The following is a 23,948-nucleotide window of genomic DNA, read 5'->3' as shown; positions in this document are numbered from 1 at the left end:
GACTTATACCTAAAAATTTAACTCAATAATTTTTTCTGAATTAAATACCAATTCAATATTTTGTACATCAGTATTTTTGCCATATATTCTTACTCTTACTTTTTGATCTTTGTTTCCTCCTTCCAATTTTAGGAATGTTATATCCCCATTTTTCCAAGCAAACGATACCTTATATCCTCCTCTTACTCTGAAACCTTTCACTTCTCCTTCTGACCAAGCAGAAGGTAAAGCTGGAATTAGGGATAACCAATTATGATGGCTCTGTACTAATAATTCACAAATTCCACTCACCAAACCTAAATTACCATCAATTTGAAATGGTGGATGGTCAAGAAATAAATTCCCAAGAGTCGCATTATTTAACAAACCATTAATCTGGTTATAAGCAGGCTCACCTTGATATAGTCTCGCAAAAAAATGAATCAACCATGCAGCGCTCCAACCTGTTTGTGTACTAGCATGCAAACCACTTACTAACCAATTATTAATCGCTTGTTCCCTATCCTGCGAAGATAAAAAGTTAGCATTTGATAATCTCCTATTTATAGTGATTTCCGCTGCTTCTGCTAATTCAGGAGTTTTATAAATATCAATCTCATTATAAGGATAAAGCCCAAATAGAGGTGAAATGTGTCTATGACCAGGCTCTACTTCTTCATAATCCTCTAGCCATTCTTGTATTTGCCCATTACTACCTATTTTTGTTTTAGGTAATTTCTTTTTTAACTCCTTCACACGACTAATAAAATCCGAATTGTCTCCTAATTGTTTTGCAATACCAATGCATGAATCACAAAAATATCTTAGAATTTGATTATCAATTGTAGATGATAGACAAGCATTTCCTTCAATACCACTTTTTAAGCGATATTTATTTTCCGGTGAGACACTTGGACCTGTCATCAAGTAGCCATCCACCTCAAATAAATAATCTTCAAAGAAAAGAAATGCTTCTTTTATCATTTCAAAATGTTCCGTAAGAATACGCTCATCTTGGAAATATAAATAGTGTTCCCAAATATGAGTACATAACCATGGAATAGTTAATACCCAAATTGCAGCCCCCATGGCATGAGATTGGGGAGCCGTATCGCCAAAACCATCCGTATTATGATGTGCTGTAAAACCTCTAGCTCCATACATTTTCTTAGCGGTTAGTCTTCCCGGCTCTCTCATTCTTTCGAGCATATCAAATAATGGATATTCTACTTCTGGTAAATCACATGGACCTACCATCCAATAATTCATTTGAGTATTAATATTAATCGTATATTTAGAACCCCAAATTGGATTTAATTCATCACACCATATTCCTTGAAGATTGGCAGGTAAACCATTCGGTTGACTAGACGATATTAACAGATATCTTCCATAATGAAATAACAAGTTAGTCAAGTAGTTACTATACTTTTTAGTGTTTTCAAGAAGTAGATTCGTTGGAATGCTAAGACAATCTTTACTATAGTCCAGTTTAAAATCAACTCTATTAAATTGCTCCTGATATTTTTTTACATGTTCATCTTTTTCTGTAAAGTAATCAATGCTACTAAATTCTCCCTGAAGAGAAGAAATATCTATGTCTCCCCAATAATCCGTCATTGATTTGAGATAAAGAAATACCTCTGTAGCATTCCGAATAACTATTGTCTCTCCCAATACACTTACTTCACCATCCGTAACCTTAGAATGACATACTACTTTAAACTGAACACCTTTTCTACCTCCAGCAGAGGCCGACATTAAAATTGTACTTGAATCCAGTTTAGATACTTCATCATTAAACCGTTTATTTCTACCCAAATTAATGTTTAAATTTAATGTGTTTTGAACTGATGACACTATACGGCAACATAAAATATTCTTATTAAAACTCGTAAAATATTCTCTTTTTATTTGTAAATTACAACTATTAGGCTCAAACACAACATTAGAAATAGCTGTATCTAAATCTAGCTCTCTTTCATACAATGAAAGAGCACAAGACTGAATATCTATATGCTCAATGTAAAGTTCCCCAAGTAATTCATAGTGGCTTTGATCTCTTGGGGTAGCAAACATTGTTAACTTTATCAATTCTTCGGCTTTCTGAATTTCTCCATCTAAAAGATATTCCCGAATTTTTTTAAGATGCAATAGTGAGTCTGGATTATTTCTATCTGACTTTCCTCTATACCAAATAGTCTCATCATTTAGTTGAATACATTCTTTTGTAGCTGAACCATAAATCATCCCACCTAAATGACCGTTCCCAATCGGCAAGGCTTCATTCCAATTTGAGGCAGCTTTCTTATACCATAATTTCACTCTTTACCTCTCTTCCAAAATGGAGGTGATATCCCAAGTACCACCTCCACACTTTCTACTACTTCAAAATTCCTAAAACAACTAGGATAACTCCAATAGCCATAACACTAAAGATTAGTACAACCGGATTCTTTCCTTTTCTAATTAATTTACACATTAATAAAGTCAAAGCCATAGGGATAAATCCTGGAATTAATTTTGTAATCATTTCTTGAACAGAAATAACAAGTTCCCCCTGCTTAAATTCTAATCCAAAATTAATACCAACCATTGATGGAATCAAACCACCCACTAGTACTAGCCCTAATGCTGTCGCCATACTCGTAACGCGATTCAATGTTCCTTTTGTATTATTTTCTTGGATAAGACTAGAACCCTTAGTATAGCCATATTTCAAACCGAAATATTTAACAGGAATATTAATAACATTAAACAATATTAAGGCGATAAAGATACCTAAAGCACCGCCGTCTTTAGAATAAGACGCACCAATACTAAAACAGATAGGAACTAGTGTCAGCCAGAACAAACTATCTCCTAGACCAGCCAGTGGCCCCATCAAGCCAACTTTAATACCAGTAATTGAATCTGCACCTTCATTTCCTTCTTGTTCTTCCATAGCGGAAGTAACTCCAAGAATAAATGGTGCCGCTGTTTGATGAGTATTGAAAAACTCAAGGTGACGTTTCATAGCAGGAGAAGCTGAATCTTTGTCTGGATATAGTTTTTTCAATACTGGAAGAATTGTATATAGAAAACCAAGGTTCTGCATTCTCTCATAGTTCCATGAAGAACCATACATAAAACTTCGTTTGAAAACTTTTTTAAGTTCAACTTTAGTTACTTTATTATTCATCATAGATCAAGGTCCTCCTCAACATCACTATTTGAAGTTGTTTCTTGTGGTTTACTTCCAATCATATCGTAGAAGTATGCTACCGCAATACCAACTAGTGAGATTCCAATGGTTGACATTCCTCCATACACAGAACAAATGAAGCCAATCAACAAGAATACCCACATATTTTTCTTGAGCATCATATTTAAAAGCATACCAAAACCAATTGAAGGTAGTAAAGCACCTGCAGAGTTAAGTCCCTGCATAACGATTGGTGGAACCTTAGCAAACAAGTCTGCCACATATTCCCCTCCAAGCATAATAGCTAGGAAAATTGGCACAACTTTAAACAACGTGATTAAAATCAAACTTGAATAATGATAAAAACCAATCTTTGAGTAATCTCCGTTTTTAGCATCATTATCAGCTTTTTTCACAAAATAAACATCTAAAGTTTTTGCAAGAACATCCAACTGTTGGGTAGCAACTGCAATTGGAACCGCTATAGCGATACCAGCAGTTTCTCCTTGCCCAGATAAAATACCAAATGCAGTACCAATAATCGCACCTGAAATAGTATCTGGTGGAGTGTAGCCTCCAATACCTGTTACACCGAGCCAAGTTAATTCAAGAGCTGAACCAATAAGAACACCTTGGGTGAAATCTCCTAAGACTAAGCCAACCATTGCACTTGTAACTAACGGACGGTGAATCATAAATAACGGTCCATTATAGTCAATAGTGGCAATAATCCCAACTAATGTCACCAGTAATGCTTGTGTGAATAGCATATACTGTACCTCCTTAAATTATTTTTATAAAAATTTTTCCAACATTGTAACTTTATCATTGGGAACCATTTGAATTTCAACTCTCGTTCCCTTATCAACTATTTTCTTAAAATAATATTTGTCTTCTTCACCTAGAGCTACACCTCCAGTTACCTTTTCATTTTCCTCCGTTTTACTCATCTGTCCTACATTGAGGTACTCCAATTTTAAATTTCCTTCAATAGAGTCATACACATCTTTTGGATTGGTATATATCAGCATTGTTCTCTTTTTTATTGGCACAGAGTTTAAAACTTCCACAAACCGTTTTACACTAAAGAAAACAATTTTTAAACCTACCGGTGCAGAAATCTTTAAAATAGATTGTCGTGTTTTATCTTCTGAGATGCGATCATTAACAATGATAACTTGCTCAATATCATACTTTTTTAGCCACGTAGTGACAACTTGACCATGTACCAGACGGTCATCAATACGAACAAACTCTATAGACATAAATCTTCTTCCTCCTCTACGTTAAGTTGTTGTTTAACATTAAACAAACTATTTTGAGCATTGTGAACAATTTCTTCTAAATTGATTTTTGAATCATAACTTGATATTAATTCCACTAGGAGAGGAATATTAAAACCTGTTACAATATCAACTGAATCCAAATTTAAAAACTGTGACAAAGCCACATTATTAGGACTTCCTCCAATCAAGTCAGTCAAAACGATAACCTCTTGATTTGAGTCTAACAGTTCATCCACTTGATTTTTAAAATAATGCTCAAACTCTACAATATTCTCTCCAGGCATCAAACCTAATGTCCTAACTCTATCATTTGTTGTCTCACCAACAAACATTTCTGCGGTCATGAGAGCTCCGCTAGCAAAATCACCATGACTGGCAACTAAAATTCCTCTATTAAACATTTTCTCTTTCAACAACTACTCCTTTCTTAAGGATAATATTAGCATAAAGTGAAGTTTCTCCTGTAGCAACAATAGCATAAGCTTTCTTACTACGCTCATAAAAGTCTTCTCTTCTAAGATAAGTAATCGTTTTAAGATCTGTACCATGATCTTCAATCATCTGTCTATAGGTACCCCATATCTTAGGAATATCATCCCCCGAAACAACATTCATAAACTGAATTGCACTATCGACGTAACCATCTAATGGCATTAAATACAGAATAGAATCTAATAATTCGGGAATATTTACACCATCACAACGAATTAGTTTATTTGCACATGAGGCAGAAGGATAATTCGCGTCAGCTAATACTATTTCATCTCCATGTCCCATTTCCATTAAAGTCTTCAATAAATCTGGAGAAATATTTTTCGGTATATGTTTTAACATTAATATCCTCCCTATTTTCTCTGACCGTATGTTTTAAATTTTTCTGCCATTAAATCCATCTCCTCATCAGGAAGAACTACTGGATCTCCAAAATTCTTAGCTAAACAATAAATTTTTGCACAATATTCAACTTCTTCAACAACATTAAATGCATTCAATAAATTTTGTGCACCTGCTAAAATTCCATGATTCGCTAGTAAAACTGCTCTACGGCCTTCCATTGCTTTAGCTGCATTCACAGCTAATTCTTTCGTACCATATGTTGCATACTCAGCTACCCGAACATCTTTCCCTGCCACTGCAATCATATAATGACTCGCCGGAAGTGGTTCTCTGAGACAAGCTAATACTGTTGCATAAGTTGTATGAGCATGGATAATTGCATCGATATCATCACGAGTTTGATATTGAATCAAATGCATATACCACTCGCTAGATGGCATGCGTTCTCCCTCTACAACATTTCCATTAATGTCCATCACTACAATATCGGATTCTTTGATTTCAAAGAAATCAATACCCGACGGGGTAATTGCCATCAATTGTTTTTCACGATCGAAAACACTGAGATTTCCACCTGCTCCTTTCGTCAAATCTGTTTCTACTAGCTTCTTGCCATATTTAATTAATTCTTGTTTTACGTCTGACATTCTTGTCCTCCTCATATCAAAACACTAAAGATTTTTCAATTCACCAATTATCCCCCCTTCTTATACAAAACTTAAGAAGGGGGAGGGAGGCAAATTTACAAACTCTCAATCTTTTTAATTCTTTTGGGAGTAATAACTCTCTAATTTTAGGAACTCCTCAATAACATGGTGAGCTTCTTCCATCCCTTTTAATTGTCCCATAGCTATGAGCTGCACAACAATATTCCCCACAGCTGTAGCTTCAGTCGAACCTGTAAGAACCTCTTTACCAGTTCTATCAGCAATCATTTGATTAAAGTAACTGGCTCTAGCACCTCCTCCAATCACATATATCCTTTTATAAGACTTATGAGTTAGTTCTTCTAGTAACTCTATCGTTTTCTTATACGTTTCAGCTAGGCTTTCATAAACGATCTTAAATAGTTGTCCATCTGTCCACTCTCTAGTTTCATGATGATAAGCTAGATATTCTGTCAAAGTCTTGTACATATCAGATTCTGTTGCAAATTCAGTTGATTCAGTATCAATCAGAGGAAGATTTTCTTTTTCTTTCTCCACCATTGTCCTAATATCATCAAAAGAATAGGCTTTCCCTCTTCGTTCAAATGAACGTCTTAGTTCCTCTATGATCCATAGCCCTGTACAATTCTTCAGAAATGTAATCACTCCATCTTTACCGACTTCATTTGTAAATCCATAACTGAAGGATTCGGTACTAAGAACAGGTGAAGAAAGCTCCACTCCAACCAAAGACCAAGTCCCTGATGAAATAAATAAACTATCTTCTGTCTTAGGTACTGAGACAATCGCGCTTGCTGTATCATGACTACAAACATTCACAACAGGAATATCGCCTAAACCATACTCCTCTTTTATCCTTCCAAGGACATTTCCCTCTGAAACAATTTCAGGAAGTAAAGATGACTCCAATTCAAATAGTTTTAAAATATTCTGATTCCATTTTTGACTTCTCGGATCAAAGAGTTGGGTTGTTGAAGCAATGCTTTTTTCTGAAGCAAACTTACCTGTCAACAGATAATTAAACAAATCTGGCATTAAAAGAATCTTATTGGTCTTATAGAAAGAGTCAGGAGATTCTTGACGTGCCTTAAAGAGTTGAAACAAGGTATTTATCTCCATAATCTGATTTCCTGTCTCTGAATACAGTTTTTCTAATTCAGTAATTTCAGATATTTCCTTTAACACTCCCTTTGTTCTTTCATCACGATAATGAACAGGTTGTGATAACAGCTTACCTTCATTATCAATAAGTCCAAAATCAACTCCCCATGTATCAATACCGATAGATAAAATCTTGTAACTAGTATTAGCCAAGCGGATGCTTTCAAGAATTTTAGCTAGTAGAAAGTCAGCATCCCAAGATAAATGCCCTTTTACTCTAATAGGTAGATTAGAAAAGCGATTTATTTCTTCCATTACTAGTTTATTTTCAGAAAGGTAACCAACGATTGCTCTTCCAGAAGTCGCACCTAAATCTATTGCTAAAACCGCTTCCATTTTTCTTCTCTCTTCGTCCTTGATTAAGTTTATTATAATCCCCACATTTTATTTTTTCAATATGTGAACGCTTACTTGAATAAAATTCATACGTTTGCGCCATAAACATAAAAATAATTCAAATTCCTTCAATTTGTGCTATAATATAGTTGAGATGATAAATTAGGAGGAGCTTATGATAAAAGATGAACGTATACTTGAATTGATTGAAATCATCAAAAAGAAAAAAAGAATTGCCGTAAAAGAGCTGGCAGAAATCACTTTCTCCAGCACAAGTACCTTACGTCGTGATTTAATTTTCTTAGAAAATCAAGGTCTTATCAAAAGAAAGCACGGATACGTGACCCTGTCCTCTATGAACACAATTGAACTTTCTCATCAAATACGTGAAGGAGAAAGCACTAGGCAAAAAAGACTAATCGCTAGTCTCGCTAAAGACTTTATTCGGTCAGGTATGTGTATCTATCTAGATTCTAGTACTACTATCTACGAACTTTGTCCCTATCTTTCTGAACTTGATAATTTGATTATTTTTACAAATGGTTTACATACTGCACAAACCCTATCTGAAACTGTTAAAGATAGCTCAAAAATCTTTATCACATCTGGAGAAGTCAAACATCAATCCTGTTCCGTGGTAAACTATGAAAAGGAAAATTCTTTATTAGATCATTTTAATATCGATTTAGCATTTTGTTCAGCAAGAGGTATTGATGATCAATATGTTTATGAAGCTTCTCTCAGCCAAGCTATTTCAAAAAAGAATATTATTGACAAAGCCCATGAAACCATCTTACTGATTGATAGTTCTAAATTTTACAAGACTGGATTTTTTAAAATTAATCCCCTCTCCAAATACACAACCTTTATTTCTGACACCTTGCCAGATCAAAAATTATTAGACGCAGTAGAATTATTTGATGGAGAATGGGTTTCTGATATTCAATGAAAATCAAATAGGAAGCTAGTCTCAGGTTGCTCAAAGTACAGATTTGAAAATTGATCAAGTCAGCTCGAAACACTGTTTTGAGGTTGTAGATAGAACTGATGAAGTCAGTCACATATATACGGAAAGACGAAGGTGACATGGTTTGAAGAGATTTTCGAAGAATATTCGTTCTGTCTGCTGACTTATCTACAAATACTCGCCATATGACATTATTTTCTCAGCAACCCCAAAAACAGAAGCTGGGCAAATACCCAATTTCAGGAGAAAATGGAGTAAACCTTCCCACAATAAAACGCATAGTATCAAGTTTTTGCACACCTGATATTATGCGTTTTTCTGATTTTAAAGACTTTGTCGCCTAGACCTTTCAGATACCTAATGAATTTCAAAAATATGAGGTGAAACTGCATTTCAAGTTAGCAATCGCTTTTTTCATTATATTAACTTCTATAGAATCTACATCCATAGTCAGAGAATGACTTGCCTTAACTTTTCTCTCGTGCTATACTATTTATTGAAATTAATGAATAGGAGATATTTCATGAAAACAGCAAAAACTACTGTTACAATCCTTTCTGCACTTGCTTCTGTCGTCTTATTGGCTAGTTGTACAACAAAGTCTACAGAAACACAGACAAGCAATAATAGCTCATCTGATAATCAGATTACAATGACATATGACCAACTACGGTCAAGAGAAAACACTATGTCAACCCTTTGGTACCAAAAATCAGCTGAAACTAAAGCTTTATACATACAAGGTTATAACGTTGCAACAAATCACCTAAAGGAATTGCTCAAAACAGAATCAGACAAACCTTACTCTATCGTTTTAGACTTGGATGAAACTGTCCTAGATAATAGCCCTTATCAAGTACAAAATGTCAAAGACGGTACAGCATTTACACCCGAAAATTGGGATATTTGGGTTCAAAAAGCTGCAGCAAAAGCTGTCCCAGGTGCCAAGGATTTTCTTCAGTTTGCTGATCAAAACGGTGTCCAAATCTACTATATTTCTGACCGCTCAGCTAATCAAGTAGATGCTACCATTAAAAATCTTGAAAGTGAAGGAATTCCTGTTCAAGGACGTGATCATCTCATGTTCTTAGAAAGTGGTGTAAAATCCAAAGAGGGTCGTCGCCAAAAAGTTCAAGAAAAAACAAATCTTATCTTATTGTTTGGTGATAACCTCGTAGACTTTGCAGATTTTTCTAAGACTTCTGAATCTGACCGTGATAAACAACTTGAAGAATTGCAAAAAGAATTCGGTGAAAAATTCATCATCTTCCCAAATCCAATGTACGGATCATGGGAATCAGCTGTATACGGTGGTAACAAACTAGATGCTAAAGGTCAAGTAGAAGAACGCCAAAAAGCCTTGCAAGGTTTTGATAAATAAAACAAATAAGCTGATTCTACATAAAATTAGGCTAACTTACAATCTTCAAAAAGTGGATAGGAAGGAATTCTGATAATCAGAAAACTTTCCTATCCACTTTTTTAATTGATATAACATCAAGCTTTTATACATCTGATACTATACATTTTTTGATTTTAAAGACTTTTTGCCTATCCCCTATATTTCAAGAATTAAGTGACCTTGATGATCTAAATGTATTGTGGTATACTATTTTTGTCATCGGTTACCGATTACGTTCCTATGGGTTCGTGAGAGGAGGTGAAACTAATGAGCCTTATCATAGAGCTCTTACTATTATAGCGGATGTTATAGCTGGAATTATCTTGTATTTCGTCTGCAGATGGCTAGATAGTAAGGAGTAGACCGACTGACTAGCCTATAAACACCCGTTAAATCGCTAAGATACGTCAAAAAAGCCCTTAACTATCGCACTAGTTAGGGGCTTTGGTGTTCTAATGAACCTTATCAATTAACTATATTCTAGCATATAAGTCCTAATATTTCAAGAGTTTTATTTATTTTTTTAAGTTCCTTAGGTATCCGAAAGGTCTAAAGTGAAACGGAATAAGTAATGTCTAATCCCTTTAAAAGACTCACAAAAACATCATTACAGTGAACCGCACTCCAATAGTTCAAGCGTTAAGCAATGTTGATGATATAAATTTATTGTGGTATACTATTTTTGTCATCGGTTACCGATTACGTTCCTATGGGTTCGTGAAAGGAGGTGAAACTAATGAGCCTTATCCCAGAGTTCGCTCTTACTATTATAGCAGACGTCATAGCTGGAATCATCTTGTATTTTGTTTGCAAATGGCTAGATGGTAAGAAGTAGACCGAATGACTAGCCTATCAACACCCGTTAAATCGCTAAGATACGTCAAAAAATCCCTTAACTACGGCCATAGTTAAGGGATTTGGTGTTCTAATGAACCTTACCCGATAAAATTATTCTAACACACAAGCGCTAAGATTTCAAGAGTTTTATTTATTTTTTTAAGTTCCTTAGGTATCTGAAAGGTATTTGATTTTTCATCAATTCATTTAAAAATACTATACAAATTTCTTACATTTTCCATAAGTGTGATATAATGGACTCAATAAGATAGCTTGTGAAGGATAAACGCTGGGTCTCAGAATGGGGTAGACTGAAAGGTTGAGCATTCCTATGTGCCTGGGGTTATCTTTTTATTTTGATTTGTTAAGGCTCTCTACAAAGTTTAGAGGGTCTTTTTCTATTCCTGTAGAATATACCAAAACACCCCTTAACTACTGGCATAGTTAGGGGCTTTGGTGTTCTAATGAACCTTATACACTAGCTACATTCTAGCATATAAGCCCAGATATTTCAAGAGTTTTATTTATTTTTTCAGGTTCCCTTAGTTCTGAAAGGTCTATAATGAAGTTAGCCATCTAGTATCAAAAAACCGACTAGCTCTTATGAACTAGTCGATTTCTCATCAATGCGCCAACATTTCTTGGGCGATTTCTTGGCCAGATAGGTTATCTGGGTAGTAGGTTGGCCAATTATCCATTTCTTCAAATAGAGCTTCTTGGCTTGTACCTCCAAAAAAGATATGGAAATGTTCTGCCTTAACTGGGGCGATATTGTGGTCACTAAACTGAACATACTTGAATTGTCCAGCGTCAGCATCTGTGGCTTCAAAGAGGAAACGCACGCCACGATTGCCTTTCTTGTAAGTCAAAATTTTCTTACCGACATACTTGTAAGTGTATTTCTTGCTTTGTCCACCTTGAACAAATTCCATAGTATTATCAGTAATGTTAATCTTAGTCACATCTGTCTGATAGCCTTTTGTATAGTAAGCCTTGTACTCAGCCTGGGTCATCTTACCAGTCAACTTAGCCTTGTAGTCAAAGACTTGGTCAAACGTGCCGTCTTCAAGGAAAGGATAAACTGATTGCCAGTTACCTGCATAGTCACTCAAGGTGCGGTCCTTGACAGCTGCATCCTCGAAGTAACCATTTTGGACTGTCTTGGTATCCTCTGCCTTTTCAGGTTCGATTGCTGGGCCTTCTTGGTCTGTTGTTTGTTTCAAAGCCTTGAGGTTTTTCTCCATCACGGAAATGTAGTTTTCTCCAGCCTTGGTGTCCTCTTCTGTCAGACTTTCTAAAGGATTGAGGACATCAGTTTTGACACCTGCTTCTTTTGAAAGTGTGTTAGCAAGGGCTTGTGAGGCATTTTCTTCAAAATAGATATAGGCGATTTTATTTTTCTTGACATACTCTGTCAATTCTGCCAAGCGAGCAGCTGATGGCTCTGCATCTGGAGAAAGTCCTGAGATTGCGACTTGTTTGAGTCCATAGTCCAAGGCGAGATAGTTAAAGGCTGCGTGTTGCGTTACAAAGCTCTTTTGTTTGGCTTTGGATAAGCCTTCTGCATAAGCCTTATCCAAGGCTTGCAATTTTTCGATATAGGCAGCCGCATTCTTCTCAAAGGTCTCTTTTTTATCAGGATAATCTGCTGACAAGCTGTCGCGGATATGCTCTACTAGTTTAATGGCACGGACTGGTGATAACCAAACATGGGGGTCAAACTCATGGTGATGGCCTTCTTCTCCATGGTCATGGTCTCCCTCTTCTTCCTCACCACCTGGCAAGAGCAACATATCACCTGTCGCCTTGATGGTTTTCACCTTTTTCTTATCCAAAGTATCTAGCAATTTAGGGACCCATGTTTCCATGTTTTCATTTTCATAAACGAAGGTATCTGCGTCTTGAATTTTGGCAACTGCCTTGGCAGACGGTTCATATTCATGGGGTTCTGTACCAGCACCGATGAGGAGTTCTACATTAGCAGTATCTCCTGCGACTTGCTTGGTAAATTCATAGACAGGGTAAAAGGTTGTCACGATATTTAGTTTGCCATCTGCCTGCTTTTGATTGGAACAAGCCACTAAAAACAGGGCACACAGACTGGCTAGCAATAAGCTAATTTTTTTCATGTTGGTCTCCTATTTGATAAAACGTCTTACTAAACTAATTAGCAAGAAAACAGTTACAAAAATAATAGTAATACTTGCACTTGCAGGCGTTTCTGCATAGTAGGAAATGTAAAGTCCTGCTACCATTCCCAAAAATCCAATCGCACTGGCAAGTAGCATAACCGATTTAAAGTTTTTCCCCAGACGAAGGGCAATACTAGCTGGTAAAACCATGATAGTCGATACCAAAAGAGCTCCTGCTGCAGGAATCATAAGGGCAATAGCCACTCCTGTAACCATGTTAAAAAGAATGGACATGGTACGAACTGGCAAGCCATCCACAAAGGCCGTATCTTCGTCAAAAGTTAAGATATACATAGGACGAAGAAAGAGAAAGGTCAAAATCAAAACAACCGCCGCAATGACAAAGAGGGAAATGACCTGCTCTTCGCTGATAGTCACGATCGAACCAAAGAGATATTGGTCCAAACTCATTGAACTAGAGCTTTTACCCTTACTCATGACAATCAGAGAAACAGCCAGACCTGTTGACATGAGAATAGCTGTCCCGATTTCCATAAAGCTCTTGTAAACCGTACGGAGATACTCCAGAAAGACCGCCGCAATCAAGACAATAGCAATCGTAGAAACAGTTGGCGAAATCCCCAAAACCAACCCAAAAGCTACACCTGAAAGTGAGACATGACTGAGGGTATCACTCATCAAACTCTGACGACGCAAGATGAGGAAGGTTCCAAGAACTGGCGAGAAAAGACTCATGGCAATAACAGCCAGAAAGGCACGCTGCATAAAGTCATAAGATAATAAACTAAGCATGGCCCACCTCCTGATCATTCTCATGAACGTTGAAACAACGCCATGGCGAGTCTTGGTTACGAACTAGATGAATATTGCGATCCGCATAGTCCTTCACTTCTTCAGGGTCATGGGTAATCATCAAAACAGCCTTGCCATGATGATGGGCGCTGTGGTGCATGAGTTCGTAAAATTCATTTTTACTTCCTGCATCCATACCCGTTGTCGGCTCATCTAGGATAAACACATCTGGGTCAGAAGCAAACATACGCGCAATCACCGCTCGCTGCTTTTGCCCTCCAGAAAGAGACCCCAAGCGTTTGTCTCGATGTTCCCACATGCCAACTGAGTCCAGACTGGCCTTGATATGCTCCTCATCATGAGCATTCAAACGACGGAACCATCCTTTTCTCGGATAGCGACCCGACTTGACAAATTCATAGACCGTACTTGGAAAACCAGCATTAAAACTGGCAATTTGTTGAGGAAGATAGGCTATTCTCAATTTCTTACCTTGCGTATTTGTCTTTGAAATAGTCACCTTTCCAATGCGTGGTTGCAGAATTCCAAGACTGGCCTTGATGAGCGTCGTCTTAGCCGCTCCATTTTCCCCAGTCAAGGTAACAAATTCCCCACTATCAACACTATAATTGATATGTTCAAGAACGGGCTCCTTATCATAATAGAAGGATAAATCCTCTACCGTAATGTATCTCATTATTTGATTTCTCCTACTAAAGCAGTCAAAAACCGCTGGATCACTTTCTGTTCATTTGGAGTAAACTGAGTCGCCACTTGTTCATAGGTTAAAAGCGTATGCTCATGGTGATGATGGTGCTCCTCAGCAATTGGACGAGCCAAGTCAGTCAACTGATAAAAAATCACACGCGCATCCTTAGGATCTTTAGATGTTTCCAACATCCCTTCCTTGACCAAAGACTTAATGGCCTTGGTAACTGCCGCCTGACTGACATTGAGGCGACGCGCCAATTCTGAATTGGTTAAAGATTCCTCTGACAAGAGCATGAGGATATGCTCCTGGGTATTGGTCAGAGCCACCTCGCTAGTGCAATGACCTATTAGGATTTCATGCTGATTTTCTGCCTGTAAAATCACCTCATTCAAAAAGCCATCGATATCCTTCGCTAGCTGTCTCATATCTGACTCCTTTCCTTTTGAACTTCTCTTTTTTAAGAGAAAAATACTATTCTTTGACATTTTATTTACCAGTTAATTATATCACAAGCAAAAAAAGAGTCAAGAAAAAACGTGAAAATAGGCTTCATTCTTGAACTCTTCATAGGATGGTCAATCTTTGTGCGCAAGTTTATTATAGTAACAATGAGGCATTTTATCTTATTTTCTTACCTAGGTAGTGGCGTTGTAACAAAGTCTCCACGACTTCAAAATCCAACTCATCATCGATATCATACGAATAGAGCTTTGGCATTTCATAAGCTACTGTCTTATCTGTATAAAAGCTCTCATCCCGTAGGTAAAGACTCTTACGAGAAATCTAAATACTTCCGTTGGGATAGTAGTAAAGAGGCTCTTTCTGACGAGCATAGTGCTTGGAAACTTGAAGTGGACGGATAAATGGCGACTCTTCCAACTGCAAGTAAAGACTACGACTCTTGTCTGCCTTGACACAGGAAATCAAATGATCTGCTCCAGACTTGCAGTAGAGTTGATAGGATTCGGTAAGGTGATCTACCTCTCTCAAGGGTGAAGTCACCTGTAAATTAACGAATACTTGATTCTCTTCAAAGGGTTGTAAAAAATCGCATAAAGTTGCTAGACTAGAGGTTGTTGACAAGGCCAGTTCTTTTGGTCTGTGGGCACAGCAAATCTCTGGATAGACTTGACGACAGAGTTCCAGATAGGTGGGAGAATCTGACGATACCCATATTTCACTAAATAACTTGGAGGCTAGAGCGACCTCTATCGTATAGAAAACCAAAGGTTTGCCTGCAAGTGATTTAATATTTTTATCCACTAAGCATCGAGATCCAGAACGAATCAGAATAATGGCTATCGGTTTAGATTTTTCTTTCATCTAACCTTCCTAGAAATAAGATAAAAACGGATAGAGTAATGATAGGATTAGCAACACTTTTCAATCACCTTATTACAACACCAAATCAGAAAATACTAACAATCTCATCAAGCACAAGTCCTCTTATTTTATCCCTCTTAACATAAAAAGTGGAGAAGACAACGATTGTCCTCTCCAAATTTTAGCTAACACCAACCTGCTACAGTTGATAAATCAATATTTTGAGCAAATACTATTCACTATCCTTCTTACGTAGAACAAGCCTTAATCCACTCAAAATGCCAACAAATCCAAATGCTGCTAAGGTTGCATTTGACTCAGTACCTGTATTTGGCAATTGAGATACTTCCCTTGATGGAGCTGGATAAGTATTTCCACCAGAATGATAAGTTGATGGAACTGAGTTATTCGGAACTTTAGGTGTTTCCGGATTTTCGTTTTGTTGAGGGGTAGGAGTAGGTGTTGGTGTTGGTGTTGGAGTCGGTTCTGGCTTAGGCTCTGGTTTCGGTTCCGGTTTTGGCTCTGGCTTAGGCTCTTCAGGAATCTTCAACTCTGGAATGTCCACAACTGGAGGATCTAACGGAACCACTCCACCGTCAAACTCAGGAACTTCTACTTTTGGAGCATCCATTTGCATTACATATTGGTAAACAATAGTAGTAACACCTTCTTTAACCAGTCCTTTTTCCTCAATCGTATTGTTGAACTTATCAGAAGCTGGAAGAACACGTTTCAATCGGAATGTCACTCCATCCACTTCAATCGTTTGTGGTGGTGTCACCGCATACTCTTCACCAGTCGCAGTGTATGTAGTCTCTGCCTTATCGCCCGTAATTGTAGTACTTGCTTTAGCTACAACTACATTATCTTTTACAACAACATCTGATGCAAGGAAGTTTTCATTAACATCTACAAATTTAACGATTACTGTTCCTTTTTTATCTTTTTCAGCATCATCTACTTTTCCATTGTATTCTGGCACTTCCTCTTTTGGTGGGAATGGCGGAATAAATGGTTCTACTTCTTCTGCGTATTGATAAATAACCGTTGTTGTTCCTTCTGGAATTTTACCTGATTCTTTATCTGAGTTTCCTAGAGTTGTTGACACTGGTAGTACTCGTCGGTAAATATATTTCTTACCGTTAAATTCTATTGTTTCTTTACGATTTTCTACTGTGCTATATTCTTCATTTGTTACTGTATATGTTGTTTCAGCATCACGATTAGCATAGACTTTTGTCGTAGCTTTTTCTACTACTACATTATCTTTAACAGTAACTGCAGTGTCAATTTCATTTCCTTGAGCGTCTACATACTTAACAACTACAGAACCTTTTTTATCTTTCGCTACATCGTGTTCGATGACATCAGGATTTTCACGGTATTTAACAATTTCGCTACTGTCAGTTGATTCGTGTGTTACTGGTAATTCTGCTACTTTTTCTTTGTCTACAGAGTATTTATCGATTTTTGGTGATACTACTTCAGCAAGTTTTTGTTCTTTAGTCCATTCGCTTGTGTATACTACTTCACCGGTTCTACTATTGATTTCTGCACTTCTTGTGAAACGTGCATTTTGGTTAGCAGGCGCACTTGCTTCTTGTCCTACTTTTGGTCCATTTTCGTAAACGTAAGTGATATTACGTTTCACTTCTTTTAATACTCCTAATTGTTCATAGGTACGATTTTGTGGATCTTTTGGAACTTTATCTCCTGGTTTAGTTGGATCAACTGGAATGATTTCATCGTATTGATAAACAACTGTTGTAGTTCCTTCTTTCACCTTACCAGTTTCTTCTACTACGTTGTTGAAATTAGTATCTACTGGTAATACGCGATAGAATGTGTATTTCTTACCACCCACTGTTATGATTGTTTGTACTTTATTGTTTTCAGTACTGTAATCTACATCGTTATTTGTTACTTCATCACGCGTTGATAGAACTACATCACCTGACTTAGTCGCGTATGTTTTCGTTGTTTTAATAACTGCATCTGTTACTACATTTTCAGCATTTTTGATTTCATTACCATTAGCATCAACGAATTTAACAACTACAGAACCTTTAGTATCAACTACTTTAGATGGTGTTATTTCTTCTTGTTTATCTAACGTATAGCTATAAATAACGTGTTTTTCACCTTCAGTCACATCACCAGTTGCTGAAGCTGAGTCAGACATTAAACCGACATATCTATAAACTAAGCCCGTAGCTTCATCTTTTAGCGTTGGGTATTGTTTAGCCGTTGTATCATAGTTTTCTGTTACTGTGCGTCTTTCTGTACGCTCTGAAACCTTCACTCCTTTTGAGTATGTTACATAAGTATCTTCATACTCTAGAGGAACATTATTCTTCACTACTTCTGTTTCTTTTAATGTTTTCAAGCTTCCATCTTCGTTAATAACAACGTGTTTCACATCGACAGAACCTGTTTTTGTAACTTCTGATTTAGATGGGGTTTTCTCTTCTTCACTTACTAGACGGTATTCGTAAACAACTTCTGTTGTTCCTTCTACTACTTTTCCACTAGCTGCTGGTGAATCTTGTTTGAGACCTACATACTTATATGTGAATCCAGTTTCAGCATCTACTAGCGTTGGGTATTGTTTATCAGTAGTGTCGTATTTTTCAGCAACTGCGCGTTTTTCTGTACGTTCAGAAACCTTCACTCCTTTTGAGTATGTTACGTAAGTATCTTCATACTCCAGAGGAACATTATTCTTCACTACTTCTGTTTCTTTTAATGTTTTCAAGCTTCCATCTTCGTTAATAACAACGTGTTTCACATCAACAGAACCTGTTTTTGTAACTTCTGATTTAGATGGAGTTTTTTCTTCTTCACTTACTAGACGGTATTCGTAAACAACTTCTGTTGTTCCTTCTACTACTTTTCCACTAGCTGCTGGTGATCCTTGTTTGAGACCTACATACTCATATGTATATCCCGTTTCAGCATCTACTAGCGTTGGATATTGTTTATCAGTAGTGTCGTAGTTTTGTTCTACAGTTGCAACATCTGTACGTTCACCAACTTTTGTTTCACCTGAGTACAAGCTTACGATAGTTTTTGTTTCTAATGTAACATTATCTTTATCAGTTTCTGATTTTAATTGTTTTCCATCAGTTGTGACATACTTGATAACTACGCTACCTTGTTTAGAAGCTGTTGCTTCTCCAGCTTCTTCTTTTGTGATTTTTTCCCTATAATAATGAGTTACGACTGGTTTTGCTTCACTCATTACTTTATAAGCACGAATCGGAGTAATCACTTCTTTTGTAGTGTAGGTTGTTTCATTATGAGTTGTTATGTCTTTGGTACTAAAGAAGTTAATATCATCATTATCAGTTATAGTGTAACGTTCGTTTGTCCCTTTTATTTCCTCATCTGTATTACCTTTATACACCTTAACTTCCACAGATTCTTCAGGTGATACTACTGTAACTGTTCCATCTTCTTCAACTGTTACAGTTCCTTTTTTAGTTAATTCATTAAATTCTTGGTCTCTTACAAGTGTTTCAATAAGCTCTCCCTTCATATTTTCTTTTGTGACAATTGCTGCATATTGTAATTTAATTTCTTCGCTATTAAAATATTCTGTAGCATAATCTTCCGATGAGTCAGCAGTTACAAATGTGAACATTCTTCTACTTATTGTGGTTTTTTCAATAATACCATTTACTTCTTTAGTCGTATTCTCTCCTTTAATTGTGAAGTCTCCGATTATATTTTCAATATCCTTCTTATAAGATTTCCTTTCTGGATCATTATCAAAAAAACTATTTTCTAAATTATAACCATATTCAACACTATTGTCCTCTTTTTTTATATAACCTATATCGATACTTTTACTTTTTTCTTCAATAAAATTATCTAATCTTTCTTTAGCAGCTATTACCTTCGCTAAACCTGCTTCATCTCCAAAATCTCTAGCTTTTTCTTCGGCATATTTCAGCAATTCGTAATAAAAGTGATAATCATTCTTTAAAATGTCAGCTGGCCTAGCATTTTTTAATTCTGAATTATCTTTCTTTTTTCCTTTGAAGTAGTCTTGGTGGTAGTCTATATTATCTCCTTCGGAAGCATTCAGTTTATAAAGTCTATCTATTTCGCCCACTTTCTCATCATCCGCGGTTCCAAATACCCCATCAGCACCCGCTTTATAGAATTCACTTGATACATCCTCTTTCACATCTAACAAGTACGTTTCCGTCTCATATTTTGTTACAGCATATGTTACAAAATTATTTTCAACTACAAACGATGGCGAACGATATTTTTTAGTAGTTGTTACTTTCTTATTATCACCCACCGCATACGTGTCTTTATCCATTACAAGGACTGTATCTCCTTCTTGAAGGGTTACATTTTCTTTAGTGAAGTCTTTGGCATTTGCTTGACCATCTTTCCATTTAGCTACTGCATCTTCATCGCTAGATACGCCATTAGCTTCGACGAATTTTCCGTATTGTCCATCGGCAGTTTCTTCAACTAGGTAAACTTTCCCTGCTGTTTTTGTATAATCGATTTCCCCTAGTTTATTGTGCATTCCTTCTGGAGATACTCTTGCTTCGATATTGTTGAAGCTTGTTTTTTCATAAGTTGCTTTATCAGCACCCTCTACTTCAGAACGAACGTATTCATAAACCTTGTTATTTGCTTCTACTGTATCTTTTTTACCCGTTTCAGCTGTTACCTCAGCTCCTGTTTTGGCTACAGTTGATTCACGATAGTCTTTACCATCAGTATCATAAGCAATCCCTTTTTTATCATAAGGAGTTGTTACTGTACCTTTTTCACCTTCTACTGTTTCTGTTTTTAGTAATGATTTGTCAGACTCAAGTTTGTAGTTGACCGTTGCTTCTGTTTTGAAGTTTACTGTATCATTACCGTCCACATCACCTGTGTTTTGATTCGCTTTTGTTGGTTCAGCTACATCTTTTCCTAATACTGCATCCACTTTTACAGTTTTAGAATTTTTATCATCTGTGAATGTTGTAGCTGATGTAGAGGCTACTTTTGAAGTATCACTCACTACTGTTGCTGTGTCTGTACCATTTGATAAAACAGCTGCAAATACTGGACTTGCACCAACAGATAAAGCCACACCTGTCGCTAAAATTGTTGCCCCAATAAGTTTAGAATCTGTACGTCCATCTTTATACTTACGAAGGGAAAATTTTTCTTGTTTATTATGAAACATAAAATACTATTCTCCAAAAAATTCATTGTTTTTCGACGATTTAATATATATATATATTAAATCGATGTATTATCATCTATTATAGCATTTTACAGAGATAATGTAAACTTATATAACTCCAAAGTTTCCCTCTTTTGATAGTCTTTAGCAAAGGTTGCCGATGCATAACGGCCTTCTTTTTGATAAGCATTTAACCACAAGATTAACTCTCCAATGTCACCAAATGTTGTGACAACTTTAGATTGATTCTTGTAGTATCTGTGAGCTAAATCTGTGTCCGACAAGAGACAGACCAAGCCCTTGGCAGATGCTTCCACAGCCGAATTAGCAAAACATTCACTCATAGAACACGATAGATAGCCTCGGTGTTTCTCATAAGGAACTTCTTCTAGAAAACCTGCATAATGGACATTCAGCGGTAAGTCTTCCTGTCTATAACCTTTAGGTAGGTTTCCATAAATCGTTAGCTGACTATCAGGAACTTGTCTAAAGGCCTCGATAGCCCATGCACAACGTTTCACCATGGTCATATTACCAACGATACACCAATCGGTAACTGTTGCATATTCTTTTTCCAAAACTTCCTCCACAAACATTGGAGGTAAAAAGCGAACCTTATCTTTCCCTATCATCTGCTCTAAAACAGGACTTGCAACGATATTCTGACACCAGCCTTGTAAGACAAACTTCATCATCGGGTCTAAAATATTGTAATGGGTGTAAGCAAATAATTTCCGGCCTGTATTTTGGAAAAATTTTCTCAATTGAAGAGGATATTCATTTACCATATCAATGATAAATCGATCATCTATCGTAGAATGATTAGCTAGATAGAGACTGACCAATTGCCATTGCGTATAGGTTTCTCCACTTCTTAGGTTTTGATAAGAATGGTAATTTTCACTCACATCACCCCTCAGAAATTCTCCATTACTATCATAAAGGGTAAATTGTTCGTCTTGACAATGGAAGCGATAAAGCAATTGAGAAGTATAACATTCAATATCGCCATTTTCATAGCGGACCAAACCTACATATCCTTCATTTGTATACTCTACTTCGGTAACATTGCTTAGCTCTTGCACAAATTCTTTTGGGACACTCGGTTTTTGTCTAGCCAGGTCTGACTGATCAAAAATAACATGATAGAAGTTTTCAAAGCCAAGCTTTTCCAATGTTTCTACAAAATTCGCTACAAAATTCCCCAAATTTGTTAAAATAATTTCTTGCTCTACTTGCAGACTTTTAAAAATTTCTTGACGTGCCAATTGACTTCTTTCAAAGCCATAGATATTGATAGGAAGATGTTCCTTTATAGTAAACACTTTAGTCATGTTTCAATACCTCCTCTAACGACAGCCCTCGACTTTTAGCCAATCGTGATCTAAAAGCCATTTCTCGTCTATGCTGATTTGATAAGCGATAATAGGTTGTAACAGTATTGAGAATGAGAGCATTATCCTTTGTGACCAATCTCGCCCATAAGTGCCAATCTTCCATTCCATCAAAGTCAGAATGATAACCTCCTGCTTCATCATATGCAGAACGCTTAAAAATGACAGTTGAATGGTTAAATATATTTCGGTAAGCAAGGTATAACCATAACAACTCTCCTGATAATTCATTAAATTTGTTGTATATAAGCTTATCAGATAGTTTATCCTCTTCAGCAATCACTTTAGCTCCAATAATATCTAAATGACTTTCTTTTTCTAGTCTATATAATAGTAAGCCTAAATGCCATGGAGCCCACAAATCATCAGCATCCTGTCTAGCTATATACATACTATCGCTTTTAGAAATTCCAAAATTCAAAGCTTTTGAAATTCCACCGTGTTCTTTTTTGAAATATTTGATTCTTGGCTCCCAATGATAGGATTTACAAATTTCTTCTGTTCTATCTGTAGAACCATCATCAACGATAATTAAATTGAAATTTTCATGAGTCTGATTTAAAACAGATTCAATTGAGAGTTGAATAGTCTCTTCATTATTGTACGTAGGCATAACAATATCAACCTGTGTACCTGATTGAGATACATTTTGATAGGGTACACCCAATTTTGCAAAAACATCTGATTCATGAGTTGTTAAAAAAGTACGATAACCATGAACCGATACTCCTTCTATATCTTTTATCAATAAAAGTGCTGTCGAATAAAAACTATGAACCTCAACGAACTCATATTCTTCTAGCAAAAGATAAATTTCTTCTTCAAAACAGAACCTAGTTTCCTTGAATTTATCTGGTGAGACATTCAAAGGAATTCTAGGGTGAGGATAGTAGTAATCAATCTTCTTTTCATCTAAAATTTTTGAAGTCAATTGTCTAGTGATTTCAAAAGATTCCTGATAAGGGAGAGAGGCTAAAAATTGCCCCAAAAAAACACTTATTTTTTTACCATTCTTAGCTCTATGAAAATCAATTGGTTTAATATCAAGCTTTAAAAAGACCTGTTTCTCTTTTGGAAAGAGAATGCAATCCTCAAATACCGTATAATGTCTAGTTGAAAATGACAGGACCTCCCTCATAGTAAAATGTGTAGCTTGAATCGTCCTGTCAAGACCTTGTGTATAGAAATTAAGCGGCACAATTGAAGTACTACCATCATCAAAGCTATACAAATTCATCGTACTGGGATTAAATAGATTAAGCGCTACAGGATTATCTAAGCTCGCTAAATAGATATTACTGACAGACTTCCCTTTTAAAGCTTCCTGCATATCGTCTAAAACAGTTTTTCCTTCTAAAACAATGACTTCCTTACAAAATTCCTTCATCCGTTCAGCATAGTAAGTCTGTCTCTGATCATCTGACATCTTTAGATAAATCCCAATAAAATCTTCTGAAACAGTCTGAACGACTTCTTTTGCGACTAAAACTTGAAATGGGGACGTGCAAAAGATTATATTTTTCAAATTTATCTCCTTAAAATTTTTTACAAGTAGATTTTTTTGTCTAACAGGACTTAGAAACATTCGCTTCATAATCATAGAATCATACAAAATCAATCATTTCAACTTATACTCAATGAAAATCAAATAGCAAACTAGGAAGCTAGCCGTAGGTTGCTCAAAGCACTGCTTTGAGGTTGCAGATAGAACTGA

General features: G+C 36.3%; 18 protein-coding genes. 2 read left to right on the top strand and 16 right to left on the bottom strand.

Annotated elements, in window-relative coordinates:
- Nucleotides 1-9 precede the first annotated feature (9 nt).
- The 8 genes from HT724_RS01660 to HT724_RS01625 form a co-directional block, all read right to left on the bottom strand.
- Nucleotides 10-2,304, bottom strand: a complete 2,295-nt coding sequence (locus HT724_RS01660) for a glycoside hydrolase N-terminal domain-containing protein (protein WP_173276059.1) — start codon at nucleotides 2,302-2,304, stop codon at nucleotides 10-12.
- 58 nt (nucleotides 2,305-2,362) lie between these two features.
- The gene (locus HT724_RS01655) at nucleotides 2,363-3,163 is read right to left on the bottom strand and encodes a PTS system mannose/fructose/sorbose family transporter subunit IID (RefSeq protein WP_000981723.1); all 801 of its coding nucleotides are present in this window, start codon (nucleotides 3,161-3,163) and stop codon (nucleotides 2,363-2,365) included.
- Nucleotides 3,160-3,933, bottom strand: a complete 774-nt coding sequence (locus tag HT724_RS01650; protein WP_173276057.1) for a PTS mannose/fructose/sorbose/N-acetylgalactosamine transporter subunit IIC — start codon at nucleotides 3,931-3,933, stop codon at nucleotides 3,160-3,162. Before HT724_RS01650 ends, HT724_RS01655 begins: the two co-directional genes overlap by 4 nt.
- Before the next feature lie 24 nt (nucleotides 3,934-3,957).
- On the bottom strand, nucleotides 3,958-4,428 hold the full coding sequence (locus HT724_RS01645) for a PTS sugar transporter subunit IIB (protein WP_000020992.1): 471 nt from the start codon (nucleotides 4,426-4,428) through the stop codon (nucleotides 3,958-3,960).
- Complete coding sequence (locus HT724_RS01640) at nucleotides 4,419-4,850, bottom strand: PTS sugar transporter subunit IIA (protein WP_033678738.1); 432 nt, start codon at nucleotides 4,848-4,850, stop codon at nucleotides 4,419-4,421. The genes HT724_RS01645 and HT724_RS01640 overlap by 10 nt, the downstream gene beginning before the upstream one ends.
- Nucleotides 4,843-5,283, bottom strand: a complete 441-nt coding sequence (locus tag HT724_RS01635; protein ID WP_173276055.1) for an RbsD/FucU family protein — start codon at nucleotides 5,281-5,283, stop codon at nucleotides 4,843-4,845. Before HT724_RS01635 ends, HT724_RS01640 begins: the two co-directional genes overlap by 8 nt.
- A gap of 11 nt (nucleotides 5,284-5,294) precedes the next feature.
- A complete protein-coding gene (locus HT724_RS01630) occupies nucleotides 5,295-5,933 on the bottom strand; it encodes an L-fuculose-phosphate aldolase (protein ID WP_173276053.1) in 639 nt (212 codons plus the stop codon).
- Nucleotides 5,934-6,047: 114 nt separating this feature from the next.
- Nucleotides 6,048-7,451: a rhamnulokinase family protein gene (locus tag HT724_RS01625; protein ID WP_173276051.1), complete on the bottom strand. Its 1,404-nt coding sequence runs from the start codon at nucleotides 7,449-7,451 to the stop codon at nucleotides 6,048-6,050.
- Nucleotides 7,452-7,626: 175 nt separating this feature from the next.
- Between HT724_RS01625 and HT724_RS01620 the strand changes: the two genes are divergently transcribed.
- Both HT724_RS01620 and HT724_RS01615 read left to right on the top strand, forming a co-directional pair.
- Complete coding sequence (locus HT724_RS01620; protein ID WP_173276049.1) at nucleotides 7,627-8,400, top strand: DeoR/GlpR family DNA-binding transcription regulator; 774 nt, start codon at nucleotides 7,627-7,629, stop codon at nucleotides 8,398-8,400.
- Between the two features lie 541 nt (nucleotides 8,401-8,941).
- Nucleotides 8,942-9,799, top strand: coding sequence for a 5'-nucleotidase, lipoprotein e(P4) family (locus HT724_RS01615; RefSeq protein WP_173276047.1), 858 nt, complete (start codon nucleotides 8,942-8,944; stop codon nucleotides 9,797-9,799).
- Nucleotides 9,800-11,280: 1,481 nt separating this feature from the next.
- On the opposite strand, the gene adcA is transcribed toward HT724_RS01615, so the two are convergent.
- The 8 genes from adcA to HT724_RS01575 all read right to left on the bottom strand — a co-directional run bounded on the left by adcA (nucleotide 11,281) and on the right by HT724_RS01575 (nucleotide 23,759).
- A complete protein-coding gene (adcA, locus tag HT724_RS01610) occupies nucleotides 11,281-12,786 on the bottom strand; it encodes a zinc ABC transporter substrate-binding lipoprotein AdcA (RefSeq protein WP_173276045.1) in 1,506 nt (501 codons plus the stop codon).
- 9 nt (nucleotides 12,787-12,795) lie between these two features.
- The gene (locus HT724_RS01605) at nucleotides 12,796-13,602 is read right to left on the bottom strand and encodes a metal ABC transporter permease (protein WP_000950038.1); all 807 of its coding nucleotides are present in this window, start codon (nucleotides 13,600-13,602) and stop codon (nucleotides 12,796-12,798) included.
- Complete coding sequence (locus HT724_RS01600) at nucleotides 13,595-14,299, bottom strand: metal ABC transporter ATP-binding protein (protein ID WP_001269496.1); 705 nt, start codon at nucleotides 14,297-14,299, stop codon at nucleotides 13,595-13,597. The genes HT724_RS01605 and HT724_RS01600 overlap by 8 nt, the downstream gene beginning before the upstream one ends.
- Nucleotides 14,299-14,739, bottom strand: a complete 441-nt coding sequence (gene adcR, locus HT724_RS01595; RefSeq protein ID WP_001249314.1) for a zinc-dependent transcriptional regulator AdcR — start codon at nucleotides 14,737-14,739, stop codon at nucleotides 14,299-14,301. The genes HT724_RS01600 and adcR overlap by 1 nt, the downstream gene beginning before the upstream one ends.
- Nucleotides 14,740-15,097: 358 nt before the next feature.
- Nucleotides 15,098-15,637, bottom strand: a complete 540-nt coding sequence (locus HT724_RS01590) for an acylneuraminate cytidylyltransferase family protein (RefSeq protein ID WP_240156707.1) — start codon at nucleotides 15,635-15,637, stop codon at nucleotides 15,098-15,100.
- A gap of 232 nt (nucleotides 15,638-15,869) precedes the next feature.
- Nucleotides 15,870-20,840, bottom strand: coding sequence for an SIALI-17 repeat-containing surface protein (locus HT724_RS01585; protein ID WP_173276042.1), 4,971 nt, complete (start codon nucleotides 20,838-20,840; stop codon nucleotides 15,870-15,872).
- An 89-nt stretch (nucleotides 20,841-20,929) separates the two neighbouring features.
- A complete protein-coding gene (locus tag HT724_RS01580) occupies nucleotides 20,930-22,174 on the bottom strand; it encodes a glycosyltransferase (protein ID WP_173276040.1) in 1,245 nt (414 codons plus the stop codon).
- Nucleotides 22,167-23,759: a glycosyltransferase family 52 gene (locus HT724_RS01575; RefSeq protein ID WP_173276039.1), complete on the bottom strand. Its 1,593-nt coding sequence runs from the start codon at nucleotides 23,757-23,759 to the stop codon at nucleotides 22,167-22,169. The genes HT724_RS01580 and HT724_RS01575 overlap by 8 nt, the downstream gene beginning before the upstream one ends.
- Between the last annotated feature and the right edge of the window lie 189 nt (nucleotides 23,760-23,948).

Source organism: Streptococcus sp. k-402 (assembly GCF_013277515.1).
Taxonomy (GTDB): Bacteria; Bacillota; Bacilli; order Lactobacillales; family Streptococcaceae; genus Streptococcus.
The sequence above is the reverse complement of the archived record's forward strand: the minus strand, read 5'-3'. Positions and strand labels throughout refer to the sequence as shown.